Below are 19,769 nucleotides of genomic sequence, written 5' to 3'. Positions count from 1 at the left end.
CTTAAAACCGCTATTTTCTTCATTTCGCGGCCACACATTCCGTTATACAGCTCTAAAGGGGACTTCTCCAGCGATTTATTGACCAATAACGGAACGTCTGTCACTTTGCCGCCACTAAACTGCGAATTTCAACATAATAACGGAACGACTGACCAGCTAGTGAGTGCCATATGCATAACGGAGCCAATAAAAGTTGTTCGCACAAAAAAACTCGCTGCTTCTATAAGCGCGAGTTTTTAGCGTTAATCGTTATTTGTCATCTGCAATAATAACCTCGATGCCGGTCAAAGTTTTCAGGAATTCCGGGTCGGCGCCTGGATCTGTAATCAAGGTATCGATCTGGCTCATGTCCGCAAAGGAAGTAATGGAACGGCGGTTAAGCTTGGTATGATCAAGCAAAGCAACTACTTTGCTGACATTGGATACCATCAGCTTCTTCAGCTCGGCTTCATAGATACTGAAATCGGCAAGCCCCGCTGTCGTCGTAAAGCCGTGCGCAGAGGTGAAGAAGATGTCTGCATGGATTTGGGACAGCAAGCCCTTGCCCAGCATGCCTTCAAGCGAGCTGGAGCCTGGGCGGAGCACGCCTCCGACAACAATTACGCTAATATGCGGATTGCTTACGAGCTCCTGCGCAGTCGCAAGACCGTTAGTAATTACAGTCAAATAATCATATTGCACCAAGTGTCTGGCCAGTTCCAACGAAGTAGAGCTGGCATCAAGAATGATGCACTGGCCGTTTTGCACGAATTGGGCAGCGGCTTTTCCGATCATTCGCTTTTCTTCCTGATTGGCCATAATGCGGGATTGGAACGTATACTCAGGGATGTGCTGCTTGGGAAGGACAGCGCCGCCATGCGTTCTCTCGAGCAGACCGTCTTCTTCTAATATCTTCAAGTCATTTCTGAGCGTGCCTTCAGATACCCCTAGTTCAATCGAAACGTCTTTTACTAGAAGCTGTCTATTTTCATTTAATATTTGAATGATTCGATTTCTACGTTCAGGTGCTAACATTGTCGCATCTCCCATTGAAATAGTTATTCATTAAATTATAACAAACTAAATATCCGCAATCAACGAAATGATTGAAAAACATTCGAAAATGATAAAAAAAACAAATAAACGAAGCATATATTAGGAAGTATATGAGCGAAAATTGCCATAAATTATCATTTTGGAGTGAATCAACACCCCTTATATCTACCAAAATGAAAACAAACGACTGTAAACGATAATAAAAGTTAATAATACGTTGACATACTACAGGTGGCATGTGATAATAATGAAGAAGATCATCAGTCAAATAATAGTTGTCATTCATATTAATGAATATAGGGGGATTTTAATATGTGCAGCACTCATATTCCGGAAAAAATGAAAGCGGTTGTTGCCTACGCTCCGAATGACTACCGCATGGAAGTTGTTGATGTGCCAAAGGCTGGACCGGGCGAAATTGTTATTAAGGTAGAAGCTTGCGGGATTTGCGCGGGAGATATTAAAGCCTTTCAAGGTGCGCCCAGCTTTTGGGGAGATGAAACACAGCCTGCATATATTAAAGCGCCGATGATTCCAGGCCATGAGTTTATCGGCTTCGTAGTTGAGCTTGGCGAAGGCGTTGAAGGCTTTGAACTCGGCGACCGCGTTATATCGGAGCAAATCGTTCCCTGCTGGGAATGCCGTTTCTGTAAACGCGGCCAATACTGGATGTGCCAGAAGCATGACCTGTATGGCTTCCAAAACAATGTAAACGGCGCTATGGCCGAGTATATGAAATTTACTAAAGAAGCGATCAACTACAAGGTTCCTAAAGATTTGCCGATGGAGCAGGCTATTCTGATTGAGCCTTATGCATGCTCCTTGCACGCGGTACAACGAGCAAAAATTGAGCTTGGCGACATCGTGGTTTTATCCGGTTCTGGAACATTGGGCTTAGGGATGGTTGGAGCGATCAAGAAGTCCGGTGCGAGCAAGCTGATTGTGCTTGACCTGTTCGATGAGCGTCTGGAGATGGCTAAGCAATTCGGCGCAGATATCGTTTGGAATCCTAAAAATGTAGATGTAGTCGCCGAAATTATGAAGTTGACGGACGGCTACGGCTGCGACGTATATATTGAAGCAACCGGTCATCCGAAATCTGTAGAGCAGGGCCTTGCAATGATTCGCAAGCTTGGACGTTTTGTTGAATTCAGCGTATTCAAAGATCCTGTAAGCGTGGACTGGAGCATTATTAGCGACCGCAAGGAGCTGGACGTTCTAGGCTCGCATCTTGGACCTTATTGCTATCCGCTTGTCATTGAAGGCATCGCGAATGGAGATTTTCCTACAAAGGGTGTAGTTACGCATAAGCTTCCGCTGGATCAATATCTCGAGGGTTTTAAGCTGGTAGCTAGCGGAGTGAATTCTTTGAAGGTTGTTCTTATCCCTTAATACGATTGAAGGAGTGCACAGCATGAAAATAGCAATTGGCGCGGATGAAGCCGGATATGCGTTGAAGGAACTTATTAAAGAGCTATTGGATGAGCGTAAAATCGAGGTTGTAGATTTCGGTCTTAAGGATGCGGAAGGACAAATCGACTATCCGGATGTTGGCTTCGCAGTAGCTGAGGAAATTAGCAAAGGCAATTTTGACCGCGGTATTCTTGTTTGCGGTACAGGTATTGGCATGACGATTACAGCGGATAAGGTGCCGGGCATTCGAGCTGCGCTTTGTCATGACACGTATTCTGCTGAGCGTTCCATTAAGAGCAATAACGCTCAGGTATTGACGATGGGAGCAAGAGTTATCGGATCTGAGCTTGCGAAATCGATCGTGAAGGTTTGGCTGGAGTCTGAATTCGACGGCGGGAATTCTGAGCGCAAGGTGCAGAAAATTATTGATGGAGAGCGCCGCTTGTTCAATGGCGTAAGAGAAACGAATTCTTGCAACTAAACCAGCGAGGGGGGCAGACGGCTATGATAGTTTCAATCGCGCAGTGGAAGCAAATTTTTGCAAGTATAGCAGATCAAATTGAAATAAAAAAGGATGAGCTTTCCGAGCTTGATCGCGCAGTCGGGGACGGAGACCATGGCGTTACGATGTCTATGGGCTGGCAGGCGATTAAAGAACGGCTTGCCACTTATGAAACAGAGGATGTCGGCGCTCTATGCAAGGAGATGGGCATGACCTTCCTTGATGTAGTAGGCTCATCCGTCGGACCGCTGTATGCGACTGCTTTTATTCGTGGCGGCGGTACAGTCCGCGGCAAGTCGGAGCTTAATGAGGAAGATATCGTTCAGTTCTGGATAGCTGCAGTAGGCGGCATTGGGGAGCGCGGCAAGGCGCAGATCGGTGACAAAACGATGATGGATGCCTGGCTGCCTGCAATAGAGGCGTTGAAGCAGGCTAGAGAAGAAGGCAAAGGCCTTATTGAAAGCTTACAAGTAGCAGTTGCAGCCGGTGAAGCGGGCATGAAGTCGACGGCACAAATGCTCTCGCAAAAGGGCAGATCGAGCCGCCTTGGCGAGCGCGCTGTCGGGCATCTTGATCCGGGCGCAGTTTCCGCGCATCTTATTCTTGCTGCATTTACTGAACAAATAAGAGGAATGAGCAAATGAAGCATCTCATTTTAGATTTTTTAAAGGTGACCCAGCAAGCTGCCCTTGCTGCCAAGCCTTGGATTGGAAGAGGACAAAAAAATGAAGCGGACGGAGCAGCCACTGCTGCTATGCGCCGCATGCTCGGCAAGATGGAAATGGACGGCATAGTCGTTATTGGCGAGGGCGAAATGGATGAAGCGCCTATGCTCTATATTGGCGAAAAAGTCGGCACCGGCAGCGGTCCCAAGCTTGATATAGCTGTGGATCCGCTGGAAGGCACGATTCTTGTTGCGGGCGGCCAAGATAATTCGACCGCTGTTATTGCCGCTGCGCCGCGCGGCTGCTTGCTTCATGCGCCGGATATGTATATGGAGAAGCTCGTTGTCGGCCCTAAAGCAAGAGGGGTTATTAATTTGAATGAGCCTGTCGTTGACAATGTAAGACGGGTTGCTGCTGCAGCAGGCAAAGCGATTGATGATATTACGGTTATGATTCAATCACGCGACCGGCATGAGAAGGTTGTGCAGGAAATACGCCAGCTTGGCGCAAGAGTCAGGCTTTTTGACGAAGGCGACGTAACCTGCGCCATATCGGCTGCAATCGATGAAACAGGCATTGATTTATTTTATGGGATTGGCGGAGCGCCGGAAGGTGTCATTTCGGCAGTTGCTGTCAAATGCCTCGGTGGCGATATGCAGGCCAAGCTTTTGCCGGGAAGCGCTGCTGAATACGAGCGCTGCGTTGCGATGGGCATTACGGATCCTAATAAGCTGCTAATGCATCATGATCTAATATCCTCGGACAATTGTATTTTTGCAGCGACGGGAATAACGACAGGCTTGCTGCTGCAGGGGGTAACGACTGATGCGGGCAAGCTGGAAATAACACATTCCTTATTGACGTACGGCAATAGTAACGGCCCTCAATTTATTAGAACGATACATGAATGCGGGAGGTGCCCTGATGAGCAAAATTCGTTTGATTGTAAGTGATTTGGATGGTACATTGTTATCGGAAGATAACAATGTCACACCATCGGTAAAGGAAGCGATTGACCGCTTCACGGCAGATGGAGGCATGTTTACAATTGCGACCGGCCGGGTGGGACAATCCACGCATAAAATTGCAGAAGAGCTGAATATTGATCTTCCGTACATAACGTGCAACGGGTCTGTTATTGCCGACAAGCATAAAGTATGGGCGGAATCTGTTTTATCTGTAAAAGAGCTTGTCCCATTTTTATTAGAAGCTGATTCAGCCGGCATTTCAGTACTGTTGTTTGAAGAAAAGCGATTAGAGGCGTTTAAGTATTCTGAAGATTTGGATGAGTTCGAAATGAAGGAAGGCCTTAAATTCACAATTGTTGACCGTTCGACGGACGAGTGGACAAACAGATTCGTTCAGAAGGTGCTGCTTATTGGCGATATGGACAAAATCAAAAAGATTTGGAGCTTGTACAAGTCCAATTTCGGCACGCTGTGCTCCACGATTCAATCGGAAGACAATTTCTTTGAGCTTATTCCGCATGGCCAGAGCAAAGGAACTGCTTTGAAAAAGCTGATGGGCATGCTGAACGTCGATGCCTCAGAAACACTTTGCATAGGCAACCAAATGAATGATCTGTCTATGATTGAAATAGCGGGCGTCGGGGCAGCTGTAGCTAACAGCAGCAGCGGTCTGCTGGAAAGAGCCTCTTATGTATGCAGTAATAGCTTTGGAGAAGGCGTAGTTGAAGTTATTCATAAATTTTGCATAAATACCACTCAAATGGAGGTCAAATAAAGATGACAATTAGAGGCGTAGCACATAGAGGATATCCGGCAAAATTTCCTGAGAACACATTATCTTCTTTTAGAGCGGCATGCGAATTAGCCTTTACTCACCTGGAGCTTGATGTTCAGCTTACGAAAGATGGCGTTCCGGTTGTTTTTCATGATACATCAGTGGAACGTATGACAGATGGAACAGGCCGAATCAAAGACCTGACTTTAAAGGAAATCAAGGAACTGTCAGTCAAGGGAATCGAGCGCATCCCAACCTTGGAAGAAGCGCTTGATTTGTTGAAGGATAGACTTATCGTTGATATCGAGCTTAAGCAAGCAGGTGATTTGTACCCGGGCCTTGAGAAAACAGTTCTTGATACACTTAAGAAAAAGGATATGATCGAGCAATCCTTCTTAGCCTCTTTTGATCATTACTCGCTCGCTAAAGCAAGAGAGCTGAATGACAAGATTGGTTTGGGAATTATTAATCATGGCTCCTCACCGGCTCTGTTTCCTCTTGCAAAAGAATTGAATTGCGAATATATGTCTATCAGGTACGAGTTTATAACAGATGAGATTATCGCAAAATGCGAAGCGGAAAATATAATTATGATCCCTTACACAATTGATGATGAAAAAGATATGCAGCTTGTCGTAAAAAATCCTTCTCTTCTCATTTGTACAAATGAATTGGAGCACTGGATCAAGGTTTACAAGCAACAATAAAATAAATAAGGATAGGGAAGAACGCAAACTAGTTCTCAGCGCTGTGAGAACTAGTTTGCGTCTTTTTGTGCAGTGAATTTAATATATCGATCTTGACGACCAATCCCGGACGATCATTCCCGCGTCCTGCGATATTCATTGGGCGACATGCCTTCCTGCTTCTTAAACACCTTGCTAAAATATTTCTCGTCATTATAGCCAACCATCTCGGAAATCTGCACTATTTTGAGCTGCGGGTTGAGCAGCAGCACCTTGGCTTTTTCAATGCGAATACGGCTGATAAAGTCTGATATATTTTCATTCCGCTCTTGCTTAAAGCGCCTTGAAATATATTCTCTGCTTAAGGAGAAGCGATCTGCAATATCCTGCAGCGAAATTTCTTCATTATAATGGGTTTGAATGTAATCGGCGATATCATCAATCGCAGTCGGCTTGTCGGGCTGATGCGTCAGCAAGTAGGAAAAGGAAATTAGCAGCTCTGTAAATTCCTGCTGCCACATCGATAGAAGCAGCCTGCCGTTTTCATCGATTGGTATGATGAACGGGCTTGTGCTGTAATGCTCGTTTTGCGCTTTGTCCAACTGCTGACCGCTCAAGCAGCGGGCGCGAAACACAGTAAACTCATGCTGCCACAGATCGAGCTGCTCCTTGGATATGAAGCTCAGCTTTTTGATTTCGGCAAACCATCTGCTGACTGCAGCCTTGATCTGATCAGGATTAAAGCTTAGCAGCGCCATTCGAATATCCTCTTGATGTTTGTGAAAGTTCAGCCCATGGATGACCGGAGTGTTTTGTGCAGCATAAATATGAACCCAGCTGTCCTGCTGCAATAAATTCCGCTGTCCCAGCACCGTCAGCGCTTCTTCGTAGGTGCGCGATAAATCATATGGGAAGCTGTGAATCGCGCCGACGCCAAAATCAAAACGCACGCCATACGTTTTATAAATGCCGCCATTAATAGCTTCAACAAGAACGGGGAGCTTATCAAGCTCGGTCCAGCCAATAATAATGAGCTCATGAGCCTTGTTCCAGTTGCGAAAAGCATAGCCGGACTGACGCTGCTTTAAAAATTCATTGGCGATATTGGCAATTGAAAAGCCGAGCAGATCAAGATTGGAGGCGAATCTGTCCTTAAATTCCTTTTGCATCGTATCCAATGTAAGAATAGCTATACGGGCTTGCTTGGTGTCTGCCGCAAGGCCGAATTCTGCCGCCAGCTCCTTGCTGAAAGAACGGTAATTGTGAGGCTCCTCTAATATGGAAGAAAAAATTTTATCCCAATAAATCGGCTTTATTTGGTTGAGCTGAATGCTTTGAATATGATCCTTGCTTCGCATTTGCCTCTCAGATCGTACCGCGGCGATCGCTTTTTGCAGCGCTTCATTGAGCTGCTCCTCGTCAATCGGCTTTAAAATATAATCCATCCCGCCATATTTGATCGTATGCCGCATATAACCGAAGTCATCATGACCGCTAATCACAATCGTTTTACTGTCAGGACTGTTCTGCTGAATCCATTCCAGCAGCTCTGAACCGCTCATAATCGGCATAAGCATATCGGTAAAAATAATATCCGGGTGATGCCGTCTAATAAGCTCCACAGCAGTGGCCCCTTCCGGAGCGGTATATATGTCTGTTATCCCATAGTGCTCCCAATCAATCAACATTTGAATAGCATCTCGAACATGCTTCTCGTCGTCAACGATCAATACTTTCATGCTGGCTGATGTCTCCTTTGGCAACAGGTATTAAGAGTGTAACCTTCAAGCCCTGCGGTTGTCTTGCTGTTAAAGTAATAGAAGTATGCTGGTTAAAATATAGCTGTAAACGCGAAAGCACATTGAACAGTCCGATGCGGTTTTCTCCGCTGCCAGCGCCTTCCGAGTACAGATGATCGAGCTGGAACTGCAGGGCTTCCAGCTGCTTGTCATCAAGTCCCGAGCCGTTATCCTCCACGCTGATGGACAGCAGGTCAGGCTTGATCAGCTGGGCGGTTATGTTTACCTCACCGACATTATTTTGCTTAATAAAGCCGTGCTTGAAGCAATTTTCGACCAGCGGCTGCAAAATCATTTTGGGCACCTCGATCTCTTTCGCCTCATCCTCCGCCTCAATAAAAAAAGTCAATTTTTCATCAAAGCGTTGTGCCTGCAGCCCCAAATAGGCGTTGACATAATCGATTTCCCTGGACAGCGGGACAAGCACCTCATTCGTATTCATTTGATAGCGCATCATTTTGCCCAAAGCGGCTATTAACGAATAGATTTTTTTCTGGTTGTTTTGCAGCGCAAGCGTGCCGATCGACTGCAGCGCATTGTTCATAAAGTGCGGGTGCACCTGTGCCTGAAGCGCTTTGAGCTGATTGGTTTTGTTGGCAAGCTCCAGCCGGTATTCCTTGTTAATTAACTGGTTAAGACGCTGCATCAATTGATGAAAGCGTCTGGACAATATGCCGATCTCGTCGGTTCTCGTCGTATCTAAATCAGCCTCCATTTGTCCCGACTCAATTTTGTTGATGTATCGGATCAATTGTTTAACAGGTGATGTGAAGTGAAACGAAACATAGATTGTCCCGATTGCAGCAACGATTAAAAAAGACAGCACGATCAAGCTGTTAATCATCGTAAGCTGTTTGGCGTTTTTCGTTAAATATTCATATGGGACGCGTTTGATTAATGTTAAATCGGCAAGCGGCGTTTTTATTTTTTGATAAAGATGTATGCCTGCAAAGCCTTCTGACTTATATTCCAAATGGCCAGATTGCCTGTCCTCATTGAGAATCGGGCTGAGCCAAGGATATTCGCTTGTCGGCGCGTCCTCTGAGGAGTAAATAATTGAGCCGTCCGCGTTGAGCAAATACAGCTCTTCTTCGCCGGGTGTGTAGAGCATATCGCTTATTTCATGAATCATATTCAGTTTAATATCAATGGACAGGGTGCCGAGAATGTTATCGGTCGGCTGATTTAATATTTTGCGATGAATCGTTATGACATCCTCCGCCATTTCAAACGGAAATTTAGCTACGCCATAGTTATGGCTCATATGAGTTGATTCTATCTGAATATCATGGCCGTCTTCAAAAACAGGCTTGAACGATTGACCGGATGTATAACGCGGCAAATTGTAAGCGAAGCGGTAAGAGAGCTTAGGGTTGTCCATATACATAAATACTTGCTTGATCTCAGCCAAAGAATTAACCATGTATTGAAAATTTACGTAAAGATCCTGTTGATCGGCAAACTGTATTTCATTTTTTTCAATGATTCGATAAAGGCTTCGCTCGTTTCTGGAGTCCTGGTAAATGAGCAAGGAAGCCTGGTTTATCCGGTTCATATAGTTGAGTAAGTTAGCACCTCCTTGATAGAGCAGTGTTGTATTGTTATCAAGATATGTTTTTTTTACGTTTTCCTTTGTGTATTGATAAGTAACAAAGATGGATATCGAAATGGGAAGAACAATGGCAGCTAGAAGGAATAACACAAGCTTATTTCGCAAACTGTTTTTAAAATATGTCATTCGGCATGCCCGCCCCTCAAAGTTTGATAGCTGTAAATCGTCTATAGTGTATCAGCTTAGGTCAATATATTCCACCTCGTGCATCATCTTTATCTGTGTTCACCTCATGCGATCTGACCTATACTAAGAAAAAATTCTCCTAATCAGGAAGGGCAAGAAGGGGCGTGATTACTATGGAGAGTAAAAGAAAAAGATCATTTGCAGCGCGTATGCATCAGCTAGTGTTTATGGGTCCGGCGACGCTATTCTTTACTGTTATAGTTGTGATTCCTTTTCTGCTTAGCATCTACTACGGCTTTACGAGCTGGAACGGAGTCACCTCCTCTGTAAGCTGGGTAGGCATCGATAACTATAAAGAAATTTTAATGAACGATGACGGATTTCGAACTTCATTTTGGTTTACCGCAAAATATATGGTCGCTGCTGTGATCCTAACGAATTTGGTTGGCTTTGGGCTGGCGCTGCTGCTTACGCAGCCGCTAAAAACACGCAATATTTTACGGACGATCTTCTTTTTGCCTAACGTTATTGGCGGTTTGCTGCTCGGCTTTATTTGGTCGTTTATATTTGTAAAAGGCTTTGCTGCCGTCGGCGACATGACGAATATCGGCTTCTTCCAGCTTCCCTGGCTTGGGACTGAGGCGACAGCCTTTTGGGGCATAGTGATTGTAAGCGTGTGGCAGCTTTCAGGGTATTTGATGATTATCTATATTGCGGCGATTATTAATGTGCCAAGCGATATGGTTGAAGCCGCCAGAATTGATGGCGCATCAAGGCTGCAAATGCTGCGCAGCATCATTATTCCGCTTATTATGCCCGCTGTTACAGTATGCTTGTTCCTTACAATTTCATGGTCGTTCAAGGTGTTTGACGTCAACCTGTCGTTAACGAAGGGCGGACCTTACGGCTCGACCGAGTCGGTTGCGCTAAACATTTATCAAGAAGCGTTCCGCAACAACCGCTATGGAATAGGTACGGCAAAAGCGCTTATTTTCTTCCTGATCGTGGCGGGTATTACGATGCTGCAAGTATATTTGACTAAGAAGAAAGAGGTGGAGGCATAATGAAAACTTATTCTGCCCGCCACTTCAGCTTGGAAATATTGGGCTTCGTGCTGGCGCTGCTATTTTTAATCCCGTTCTATTTTGTCGGCGTCAATTCAGTCAAAAGCTTTGGCGATCTGCTCAGCAATGCAGCCGGCTGGCCGGAAGCGTTTGTGTGGAGCAACTATACGAAGGTATGGAGCATTATGCGTTTTCCTAGCGCATTTACTAACTCTTTTCTAATTACTGTGCTTAGCAATATTGGGCTGATCGTCATCAGCGCGATGGCTGCTTACCGCATGGTCAGAGTTCCTTCGCGCTTTAACAATTTGATGCTGTTTCTATTTGTGGCCGCGATGGTTATCCCGTTTCAATCCATCATGATTCCTTTAGTTCGCGTAGCGAGCGAGCTTCATATTATGAACAGCATTTGGGGACTGGTTATAGCTTATTTTGGCTTTGGCGTCTCCTTGAACATTTTCTTATTCCATGGCTTCATAAAATCGATTCCCAAGGAAATTGAAGAGTCTGCTGTCGTCGATGGCTGCAATACGTATGGCGTATTTTGGAAAATCATTTTTCCGCTCCTAAAGCCGATGACGGTTACGATATTAATGCTCAACACGCTTTGGATCTGGAATGACTTTCTGCTGCCGCTGCTGTTTTTATACAACCCTGAGCTTAGAACGATTCCGCTTGCAACCTATTCGTTTTTTGGCCAATATACAAAGCAGTGGGATTTGGCGCTGGCTGGGCTTGTAATGGGCATAACGCCTATTATCATATTTATGCTCGCTCTGCAGAAGCATATTATTGAAGGCATAACCGCAGGTTCTGTTAAGGGGTAAAAAAATATATTTCTGGAGGTCATTTTTATGAAAAAACTAAGTTTTTCTATCTTAATACTTGTGTTAGCAATGTCTATCGTTCTAGCTGGTTGCGGTTCTTCTAACAAGCCATCTGACAGCGAGAAAGGCAAAGATTCCGGCAAGCAGGTTACGATCAAAATGTTCCAGTTCAAGGTAGAAATTGCGGAGCAGCTGCAAAGAATGATCAAGGAATATGAATCGCTTCATCCAGGCGTGAAGATTGAAGTGGAGACGGTTGGCGGCGGGGCTGATTATGGCGCTGCGCTTAAGGCGAAATTCAACTCCAACGATAAGCCGGATATTTTCAACAACGGCGGATTTACTGATCTTGATCTTTGGATTGAGCATTTGGAGGACTTGTCGGATCAGCCTTGGGTAGAAAACTTAGTTGATGTTGCAAAAGAGCCAATGACGAAGGATGGCAAGCTGTACGGCCAAGCGTTGAACCTGGAAGGCTACGGATTTATTTATAATAAAGATTTATTTGCAAAAGCGGGCATTTCGGAAACGCCAAAAACATTAACAGAGCTGGAGGAAGCTGCCAAGAAGCTGGAAGCCGCGGGCATTACTCCTTTTGTGAACGGCTACGGCGAGTGGTGGGTGCTGGGCAATCACTTTGTGAACCTGCCGTTTGCGCACCAGGCTGACCCGGATCAATTTATTGCTGATTTGAACAGCGGCGCTGCAAAGATTACAGGCAATGAAGTATTTAAGCAGTGGACGCAGCTATTTGATCTGACGCTTAAGTATGGCGGCAAAAACCCGCTGCAAACCGATTACAATACGCAGGTTACTGATTTTGCAACAGGCAAAGCGGCGATGACACAGCAAGGCAACTGGACGCAAGTAGCTATTTCCGAGACTAGTCCGAATATCAATATTGGCTTCCTGCCGATGCCAATCAGCGATGATGCGACAGCTATGGATAAATTGCCAGTAGGTGTTCCTAACAACTGGGTTATTCATAAAAACTCCGCGGTTAAGGAAGAGGCAAAAGCATTCCTCAACTGGATGGTCAGCTCTGAGGCAGGCCAGCGTTATATTACGGAAGAGTTTAAGTTTATTCCGGCGTTCAAAAACATCGATGCTGACGAGAGTGTGCTTGGACAGCTTGCAGCTGATATTATCGCATACAGCAAGCAGGATAAGGCGTTAAGCTGGAACTGGTTCAAATTCCCTGGCGGCGAAGCTTCCAGCAACGAGTTCGGCAATGCCATGCAGGCTTACATTAGCGGTAAATCGAATCAAGATCAGCTGCTGGAGGCGTTCCAAAAAACGTGGGAAACGTTGTCTAAGAAATAAAATGCTGGATGATTAATAAAGCGGTACGATGCTCCCTTCTGGGAAGCGTTGTACCGCTTTTTGAATGTATAGGAAAGTATAAGTTTTCACGTTTTCACCTTATACCTGTTCCTATACTTCATCGGTAAACGCGCCTCCTTCGTTCAAGCGAGGGACGGCGGAGCCGTTTATCCTTGTGTGTTCCGGAGCAAAGTGATAGTTTAATTTTTGATAAAACGTTATAACGTTATTTACTTTGAAATTATACTGTGCTATTCTATGCTTGAAATTAATGGGCGAGAAAGAGTGGAGCGCGATGAAGGGTAGCTTGCTGTTAAGCAATGCCAAGCTTGTAACAGGACAAACCGTTCAAATTTTAATTGACGGCCATGGCATAATAAGCGAATTTGAATTAGCCGGCAGCAGGAATATTTCTTTTAATGAGGAAACAGCAATTATAGATTGTACGGATATGTATGTTTCCAGCGGCTGGATTGATATGCATGTGCATGCTTTTTCCGATTTTTCTCCCTATGGCGATGAGATCGACGATATTGGCGTAAAGCAAGGTGTTACGACGATTGTTGATGCCGGCAGCTGCGGCGCTGACCGGATTGGGGAGCTGGAGGCAAAAGGAAAAGCTGCGCAGACGAATCTATTGGCGTTTTTGAATATTTCCAAAATTGGGCTTAGCCGCATAGATGAACTGTCCAGCATGGATTGGCTCGACGAGCAGCTTGTACGCAATAGCTTACAGCAATATGCCAGCTTTATTGTCGGGCTAAAAGCGCGCATGAGCAAAAGCGTTGTAGGCGCCAACGGTCTTAAGCCGCTTTATGCAGCGCGGGCGATGTCGCAGGCATTCGACATGCCTTTAATGGTACATATAGGCTCAGGACCGCCAGCTGTTGCGGATATTATTTCGTTGCTCGAACGCAAAGATATTGTGACACATTATTTGAATGGCAAAAGCAATAATTTATTTGATCTTAACGGTAAACCGCTTCGAACCTTAATGGAAGCTATTAAACGCGGTGTTTGCCTGGATGTCGGGCACGGCAGCGCCAGCTTTTGTTTCCGGACTGCTGAAGCAGCCAAGCTGCACGGCATACCTTTAGGAACGATCAGTACAGATATTTATCGCAAAAACAGACTGGACGGACCGGTGTATAGCTTGGCGAATGTGCTATCCAAGTTTTTATATTTAGGCTATTCACTTCAAGAGATTATTGCTGCTGTTACAGCTCGTGCAGCAGATTGGCTGGGCAAGCCTGAACTGGGGCGAATACAGATCGGCGATCGGGCTAACTTGACGCTGTTTAGTGTAGAAAATGAGCAAATCACTTTACGAGACAGCGAAGGGGAGGAACGACTAGCAGAGCGGTCTATAATTACAAGAGGAGCGGTTGTAAATGACAATTTCATTGAATGCTAAGTATGGGCTCAAGCGAGTCATCAATGCCAGCGGGAGAATGAGTATTTTAGGCGTGTCAGCGCCAACGGACAGCGTAATGGATGCTATGAAGCACGGCGGCCAAAATTACGTGGAGATCGCTGATTTGGTCGACAAGTCTGGCGAGCATATTGCGGGTTTGGTTAAGTCTGAAGCAGCGGTTGTCGTTAATTCCGCATCCAGCGGCATTGCCCTATCTGTAGCAGCGATGATTACAGAAGGCAATTCACGCAGAAGCTTAAGGCTGCATCAGGATCCGATTGAAAAGAATGAAATTATTATGCTGAAGGGCCATAATGTCAACTACGGCGTGCCTGTTGAGACGATGATTTATTTGGGCGGCGGCAAGCTGGTCGAGGTTGGTTATGCCAATGAAGGCAAGGCCATTCATATAGAAGATGCAATTACAGAGCGGACGGCAGCTATTATATATGTCAAATCTCATCATTGTGTACAAAAAAACATGCTCTCGGAGGTTGAAGCCTGGCAGGTTGCGCAAAAAAGAAATATACCGTTTATTATCGATGCGGCGGCGGAAGAAGACTTGCAGCGTTATATACACTGCTCGGATCTTGTTATATATAGCGGTTCGAAAGCAATTGAAGGGCCTACGACTGGACTTGTATGCGGCAAGCGCAAGTATGTCGATTGGGTAAAGGTGCAGCTGCATGGTATTGGGCGCAGCATGAAGGTTGGCAAGGAAGCGATATTCGGCCTGCTGCAGGCAATGGATGAGTATATGGTGAAAGAAGACAGAAGCAGGCAGGAGAAGGAGAGGCTGCAGCAGCTTATGCCGCTGAATGAATGTAACGGTGTGCAGGTCAGCATAGTCCAGGATGAAGCGGGACGACCGATTTTTCGCGGCCGTATATCGATCGATCCGAAGCTCGCCGGAATAACGGCTGAGCAGACAGCAGCTGCGCTACAGCAAGGCGATATTGCCATTTATACACGCGATTATGGGGTGAAGCAAGGCTTCTTCGATATTGATCCACGCAGCTTGCGCGGTGATGATATAGCTATTATTGCAGCTAAAATAACAGAATTGGTCGGTGAGAACGAATGGGGAACATAAATCAGCGTTTCTATAAAGGGCGTGCGGCCCTAAATGTGCTGGCAAGCAGTGTGGAAAATGCGCAGGCAGTATTTGAAGCTGCGGAAGGGTATGTTTTAGTTGGAGTGCTGTCCAAGGATTATCCGACAGTTGAGGCGGCAGTAGCAGCTATGATCAATTACGGCCAAAAAATTGATGGCGCGGTTTCCATTGGGCTCGGCGCGGGCGACAATCGCCAGGCTGCGATCGTTGCTGAAATTGCGAAGCATTATGCAGGCAGCCATATTAATCAGGTATTTCCGGCAGTAGGCGCTACGCGTGCGAATCTTGACTCCAAGGAAAGCTGGATTAACAGCCTTGTATCGCCATCGGGCCGAGTCGGTTTTGTTGATATTTCAACAGGGCCATACAGCGCCGCAGAAGTGGAAAAGGCAATTGTGCCGGTACGTTCAGCGATTGGGCTTGTACGAGATATGGGCGGCAATGCGCTTAAGTATTTCCCGATGGGCGGACTCGAGCGCGAGCAGGAATATCGCGCAGTCGCACAGGCTTGCGGCGAAGCGCAATTTGCGCTTGAGCCGACTGGCGGCATCGATATGGATAATTTCGCCGACATACTGCAAATTGCACTGGAAGCTAAGGTGCCACAGGTGATCCCTCACGTGTACAGCTCTATTATTGATAAAGCTACCGGCAAAACTAATATTGAGAAGGTGCGTGAACTGACTAGGATCATGAAGCAGCTGGTGGATCAGTATGAGTAAAAAGATAGCATCCTTTGGCGAAGTCATGATGCGGTTGGAGGTTCCTGGCTACGGGCTGCTGTCTCAAGGAAGTACGCTTAACTATTCCTTTTCGGGAACTGGCGTTAACGTCGCCTCGGCTTTGAGCCGGTACGGCCATAGGGGCTATATGATTACTACGCTGCCCGATAACCCGCTTGGCGATGCTGCGCTAAGCTATTTGCAGAAGCTCGGCATTAATATGTCATTGGCTCAGAGGGGCGGGTGCTATATAGGCTCTTATTTTTTAGAAAATGGCTTTGGTGCAAGGCCGAGCCGCGTCACGTATACGAACAGGCTGGAAAGCAGCTTTAATACAGCGGATGGCGCTCTATACTCTTTTACGGAAATAGCGGATAAAATGGATGCGATAACCTTTTGCGGTATTACTTTGGCCATGAATGACAATGTGCGCGGTCAAATGAAGCAGCTGGCAGCAGCTGTTAAAAATAAAGGGGGAAAAGTTGTTTTTGATTGCAACTATCGCCCGTCGTTATGGGGGAAAAACGGCTATGAAGCCGCTCGGCCCCATTATGAGGAAATGCTGCAGCTGGCGGATATTGTGCTGATGAATGAAAAGGACGCTTTGCATGTGCTTGGAATGCAGAGCCAAGCAGAAGCGCGCAAGGAGCAGCTGCTAGAGCTTATTCCGCAAGTGGCAAAAGCCTATCATATCGCTGTTATAGCTGGTACTCAGCGTACGATCCATCCAGACAATACTCATTCGCTGTTAGGCTATATTTATAGGGAACAAGCTTTTTCCTTTGCAGATGCGAACCGCTTTGCTGTTTATGATAGAATTGGTGCAGGCGATGCTTTTACTAGCGGCATCGTGCATGGCGTGCTGGAGCAGCTGGCTTCCGGCGAAATTATCGCATTTGCAGTCGCAGCAGGCATGCTGGCTCATACCGTCGCGGGCGATACGCCTATGGCAAACGTACATGATATTAACCAGGCTGCAGCTTATGCTATGAACCAAACAGTAAGAGATATTGAGAGGTAATGGACGATGAAGCTGAATCAGGAAAAGGGAGCTTTATATTTGCAAATAAAAAATATTATGAAGGACCGTATTTTGCACGGTGTCTATCCGCTTCATTCGAATTTCCCTTCGGAGCCTGAGCTGGCTGAGGAATTCAAGGTGAGCCGGATCACTGTTCGCAATGCAGTCAAAGAGCTTGTGCAGGAAGGCTTTCTCGAAACGAAAAGCGGCAAGCGCACAAAAATTATTCGCAATGATGCGATTGCCGGGCGCATTAAAGGGAAGCGATTCACGGAATTGCTCGAAGAGAAAGGGCATAAGCTCGAGAAGGAATGGCTGTCGGCTTCTATCGAGCATAATGCGCAACAGTCCGAGGTGTATGAGCTATTCGGTGAGCAGAGCGTGCGAATCGAGCGGATTTATTATTTGGACGAGGCGCCGTATACACATTTTACGCATTATTTATCCGCAGATCTAAGCAGCATCGGCCTGGAGCAATTAAATAGCCAGTCCTTGTATGAGCTAATTAAAGAGCAGAATATAATGCTAATGAAATTCCAGGATCAATTCGCCGTAGAGGCAGCTCCGGCTGAGGTAGCGGCATATTTACAGGTAAGCGAGCAGACGATGCTGCTTAAGCGTCTGCGTTTTTCCTATGATGAGAACGGGGAATTAATAGAATATAGTGTGGCGTATTACAACACTATCATCATGCCCTATCATATTGATTATATTTAAATTTTTTAATAATCATATTAGAACAGGATATCTTCCTGTATAATTATGGACAGCGAATAATTTAATAGGCAAAATTACCGAAAGGTAATGACGCAAAGCTACAGGGGCTAAAGTCATTTCGACCATGCCAGCCAGTTGCCGATAGAGTGATGAAGCATGAGCTTATCTATTTGCAACTGGATAAGCTCTTTTTTTTGTGCCTATTAAGCGTTTCGCAGCAATCGCATGAAAACAATAGAGGAGATGATGTCAACATGAAAAAAATGCGTCTACTGACAAAGCTGATGATTTGCATGGTGCTAATGCTTTCCTTTGCAGGGCATAGCTTTGCGCAGGAGCAGACAGCAGAAGAGAATGAGCAGCAAAGGGATGAAATTATATTTGAATTCAGCGATTCTGCTGAGGCAAGCTGGGCTAATCAAGCCATTGGCTTTATGAAGTATAAACAAATATTGTCCGGATACGAGGATGGCAGCTTCCGTCCTAATAAGCCTGTCAGCCGTATTGAAGCTGTCGTGACAGCTGTTCGCCTGATGGGGCTGGAGGAGCAAGCGAAGGCTAAAACCGAAGGCGGAAAGCTGCTATTTGCCGATGCGCAGAAGATCGATAAACAGTACAAATGGGCAAGAGGATACATTATCGTTGCGCTTGAAAAAGGCTTGTTCGATACGTCCGAGAGCAAGCTGGACCCGGAAAAGCCGGCTAGCCGCGTATGGGTTTCTTCTTTATTAGTAAAAGCGCTTGGACTTCAGGAAGAGGCGCTTGCGCTTATGTCGGTAGAGCCGGATTTCAAAGATGTGAAGGCAATTCCGGCGGGTTCGATCGGATATGTGAATGTAGCAGTTAAGCAAGGCATTATTTCCGGTTATCCGGATGAAACGTTCAAGCCGCAACGCAGTGTGACACGCGCAGAGCTTGCTTCTTTGCTGGAGCGTACTGGTGAAAACCTGCAGGAGCAAGACGGTTCTGTAACGGTAACAGGAAAAGTTGTAAGTGTGGAAGCTGACAGTACGAATAATAAGCTTATTAAAATGGTTGTAAAAAGCTTCAACGGCGATACGCTGACTTATACAATTGCAGCAGACTTTCCTGTAGCATTCCATGATCGTTTTATTACAGCAGCAGGAATACTTGCAGGCGACAACGTAGTGCTAATGAGCAAGAATGGTGTAATATGGAAGGCCAGCATTATTAGTAAAGAATATGCAGACGAGGCGGCAGCAGGAATTAATGAGCTTGAAATAAAGCTTGTCAATGACCGCAAAACCGGCATCGAGCTGGAGTACAAGAGCAATAAAGGAAAAGTAAAAGCAGAAATTGAAATGTGGAGCAATGGCAAGAAAGAAAAGCTGAAAGGCGCTGCAGCTGTCGAGGAGCTGAAAACCTTCCTAAAGGAAGCAAATTTAACGCCTCAATTGTCTAAAGAAGAAATTCAGGCTCAAATTTTGCAGGCACTGGGTGTAAAGGACGGCAGCTATGAGCGGCTTGAGGCTGAAGTGAAGTTTTCGAATGGCAGCAAAGTCAAAATTGACTCCAAGCATAAGCAAGAATCAAATAAAGAAGAAGCGAAATATGGCATTAAAGAGTTTGAGCTTGAATTGAAGCTGAAAGACGGACTGAAGATTAAAGCTGAGTACAGCTTCGACGATGGCAAATCCAAGTCCCTGATAGAGCGCGGCTCTGAGAAGCTTTCCGCTGAAGCAGCTGAGAAGTCTTTTGCCAAACTGTTTGAACAGGCTGCATGGACGGATGGTATGAGCAAGGCAGATGCTTTGCAGGCGGTGCTGAAGCATTTTGAGGTACAGGAAGCTGATTTGACTGAGGTCGAGTTGGAAATTAAGTTTTCTAGCGGCAAAAAGATAGAGCTTGAATACGAGAAAGAACATGAGGATAGAGTTAATAGCAAGGATAAAGTAGATAAGCAAAAATAATGATTTCTTCTTAATAAAGGCTTCTCCCAATGGCGGGCAAGATTCATATCTTGCA

Annotated in this window: 18 protein-coding genes and 1 riboswitch; of the genes, 15 read left to right on the top strand and 3 right to left on the bottom strand. The window is 45.7% G+C overall.

The window, feature by feature from the left end:
* Nucleotides 1-249: 249 nt before the first annotated feature.
* A complete protein-coding gene (locus ACRRU2_RS25815; protein WP_331697885.1) occupies nt 250-1,014 on the bottom strand; it encodes a DeoR/GlpR family DNA-binding transcription regulator in 765 nt (254 codons plus the stop codon).
* A gap of 333 nt (nt 1,015-1,347) precedes the next feature.
* Between ACRRU2_RS25815 and ACRRU2_RS25810 the strand changes: the two genes are divergently transcribed.
* From ACRRU2_RS25810 to ACRRU2_RS25785, 6 genes are read left to right on the top strand one after another with little or no spacing between them, the layout of a single operon-like run.
* The gene (locus tag ACRRU2_RS25810; RefSeq protein WP_331697884.1) at nt 1,348-2,427 is read left to right on the top strand and encodes an MDR/zinc-dependent alcohol dehydrogenase-like family protein; all 1,080 of its coding nucleotides are present in this window, start codon (nt 1,348-1,350) and stop codon (nt 2,425-2,427) included.
* Nucleotides 2,428-2,449: 22 nt separating this feature from the next.
* On the top strand, nt 2,450-2,929 hold the full coding sequence (gene rpiB / locus ACRRU2_RS25805) for a ribose 5-phosphate isomerase B (protein ID WP_432506078.1): 480 nt from the start codon (nt 2,450-2,452) through the stop codon (nt 2,927-2,929).
* 23 nt (nt 2,930-2,952) lie between these two features.
* Nucleotides 2,953-3,594 (top strand): dihydroxyacetone kinase subunit DhaL, encoded by a 642-nt coding sequence (gene dhaL / locus ACRRU2_RS25800; RefSeq protein ID WP_432506076.1) that lies wholly within the window; start codon nt 2,953-2,955, stop codon nt 3,592-3,594.
* Complete coding sequence (gene glpX, locus ACRRU2_RS25795) at nt 3,591-4,568, top strand: class II fructose-bisphosphatase (protein ID WP_432506074.1); 978 nt, start codon at nt 3,591-3,593, stop codon at nt 4,566-4,568. Before dhaL ends, glpX begins: the two co-directional genes overlap by 4 nt.
* Nucleotides 4,540-5,358, top strand: coding sequence for an HAD family hydrolase (locus ACRRU2_RS25790; protein WP_331697880.1), 819 nt, complete (start codon nt 4,540-4,542; stop codon nt 5,356-5,358). Before glpX ends, ACRRU2_RS25790 begins: the two co-directional genes overlap by 29 nt.
* Nucleotides 5,359-5,360: 2 nt before the next feature.
* On the top strand, nt 5,361-6,065 hold the full coding sequence (locus ACRRU2_RS25785) for a glycerophosphodiester phosphodiesterase (RefSeq protein ID WP_432506072.1): 705 nt from the start codon (nt 5,361-5,363) through the stop codon (nt 6,063-6,065).
* 113 nt (nt 6,066-6,178) lie between these two features.
* Here the strand turns inward: ACRRU2_RS25785 and ACRRU2_RS25780 are convergent, their stop codons facing one another.
* On the bottom strand, nt 6,179-7,783 hold the full coding sequence (locus ACRRU2_RS25780; RefSeq protein WP_432506070.1) for a response regulator transcription factor: 1,605 nt from the start codon (nt 7,781-7,783) through the stop codon (nt 6,179-6,181).
* Complete coding sequence (locus ACRRU2_RS25775) at nt 7,764-9,581, bottom strand: histidine kinase (protein ID WP_432506068.1); 1,818 nt, start codon at nt 9,579-9,581, stop codon at nt 7,764-7,766. Before ACRRU2_RS25775 ends, ACRRU2_RS25780 begins: the two co-directional genes overlap by 20 nt.
* 173 nt (nt 9,582-9,754) lie before the next feature.
* On the opposite strand from ACRRU2_RS25775, the gene ACRRU2_RS25770 reads away from it, so the two are divergent.
* From ACRRU2_RS25770 to ACRRU2_RS25730, 9 genes are all read left to right on the top strand, one after another.
* On the top strand, nt 9,755-10,645 hold the full coding sequence (locus ACRRU2_RS25770) for a carbohydrate ABC transporter permease (protein WP_331697876.1): 891 nt from the start codon (nt 9,755-9,757) through the stop codon (nt 10,643-10,645).
* Nucleotides 10,645-11,472: a carbohydrate ABC transporter permease gene (locus ACRRU2_RS25765; RefSeq protein WP_331697875.1), complete on the top strand. Its 828-nt coding sequence runs from the start codon at nt 10,645-10,647 to the stop codon at nt 11,470-11,472. The genes ACRRU2_RS25770 and ACRRU2_RS25765 overlap by 1 nt, the downstream gene beginning before the upstream one ends.
* A 27-nt stretch (nt 11,473-11,499) precedes the next feature.
* The gene (locus ACRRU2_RS25760) at nt 11,500-12,795 is read left to right on the top strand and encodes an extracellular solute-binding protein (protein WP_432506066.1); all 1,296 of its coding nucleotides are present in this window, start codon (nt 11,500-11,502) and stop codon (nt 12,793-12,795) included.
* 295 nt (nt 12,796-13,090) lie between these two features.
* Entirely contained in the window at nt 13,091-14,209 is a 1,119-nt protein-coding gene (locus ACRRU2_RS25755) for an amidohydrolase/deacetylase family metallohydrolase (RefSeq protein ID WP_432506064.1), read from the top strand.
* Entirely contained in the window at nt 14,187-15,302 is a 1,116-nt protein-coding gene (locus ACRRU2_RS25750; protein WP_432506062.1) for a DgaE family pyridoxal phosphate-dependent ammonia lyase, read from the top strand. The genes ACRRU2_RS25755 and ACRRU2_RS25750 overlap by 23 nt, the downstream gene beginning before the upstream one ends.
* Nucleotides 15,290-16,045, top strand: coding sequence for a 2-dehydro-3-deoxy-phosphogluconate aldolase (gene dagF / locus ACRRU2_RS25745; RefSeq protein ID WP_331697870.1), 756 nt, complete (start codon nt 15,290-15,292; stop codon nt 16,043-16,045). The genes ACRRU2_RS25750 and dagF overlap by 13 nt, the downstream gene beginning before the upstream one ends.
* Nucleotides 16,038-17,066: a sugar kinase gene (locus ACRRU2_RS25740; protein WP_432506060.1), complete on the top strand. Its 1,029-nt coding sequence runs from the start codon at nt 16,038-16,040 to the stop codon at nt 17,064-17,066. Before dagF ends, ACRRU2_RS25740 begins: the two co-directional genes overlap by 8 nt.
* A 6-nt stretch (nt 17,067-17,072) precedes the next feature.
* The gene (locus ACRRU2_RS25735; RefSeq protein ID WP_432506058.1) at nt 17,073-17,783 is read left to right on the top strand and encodes a GntR family transcriptional regulator; all 711 of its coding nucleotides are present in this window, start codon (nt 17,073-17,075) and stop codon (nt 17,781-17,783) included.
* 57 nt (nt 17,784-17,840) lie between these two features.
* Nucleotides 17,841-17,926, top strand: a riboswitch (cyclic di-GMP riboswitch).
* A gap of 111 nt (nt 17,927-18,037) precedes the next feature.
* Nucleotides 18,038-19,714, top strand: coding sequence for an S-layer homology domain-containing protein (locus tag ACRRU2_RS25730; protein WP_432506056.1), 1,677 nt, complete (start codon nt 18,038-18,040; stop codon nt 19,712-19,714).
* Nucleotides 19,715-19,769 lie beyond the last annotated feature (55 nt).

Origin of the sequence: Paenibacillus sp. GXUN7292, from assembly GCF_050864975.1 — a bacterium.
Lineage (GTDB): Bacteria > Bacillota > Bacilli > Paenibacillales > Paenibacillaceae > Pristimantibacillus.
Note: the sequence above shows the minus strand (reverse complement) of the source record. Positions and strands in the feature narration are given on the sequence as shown.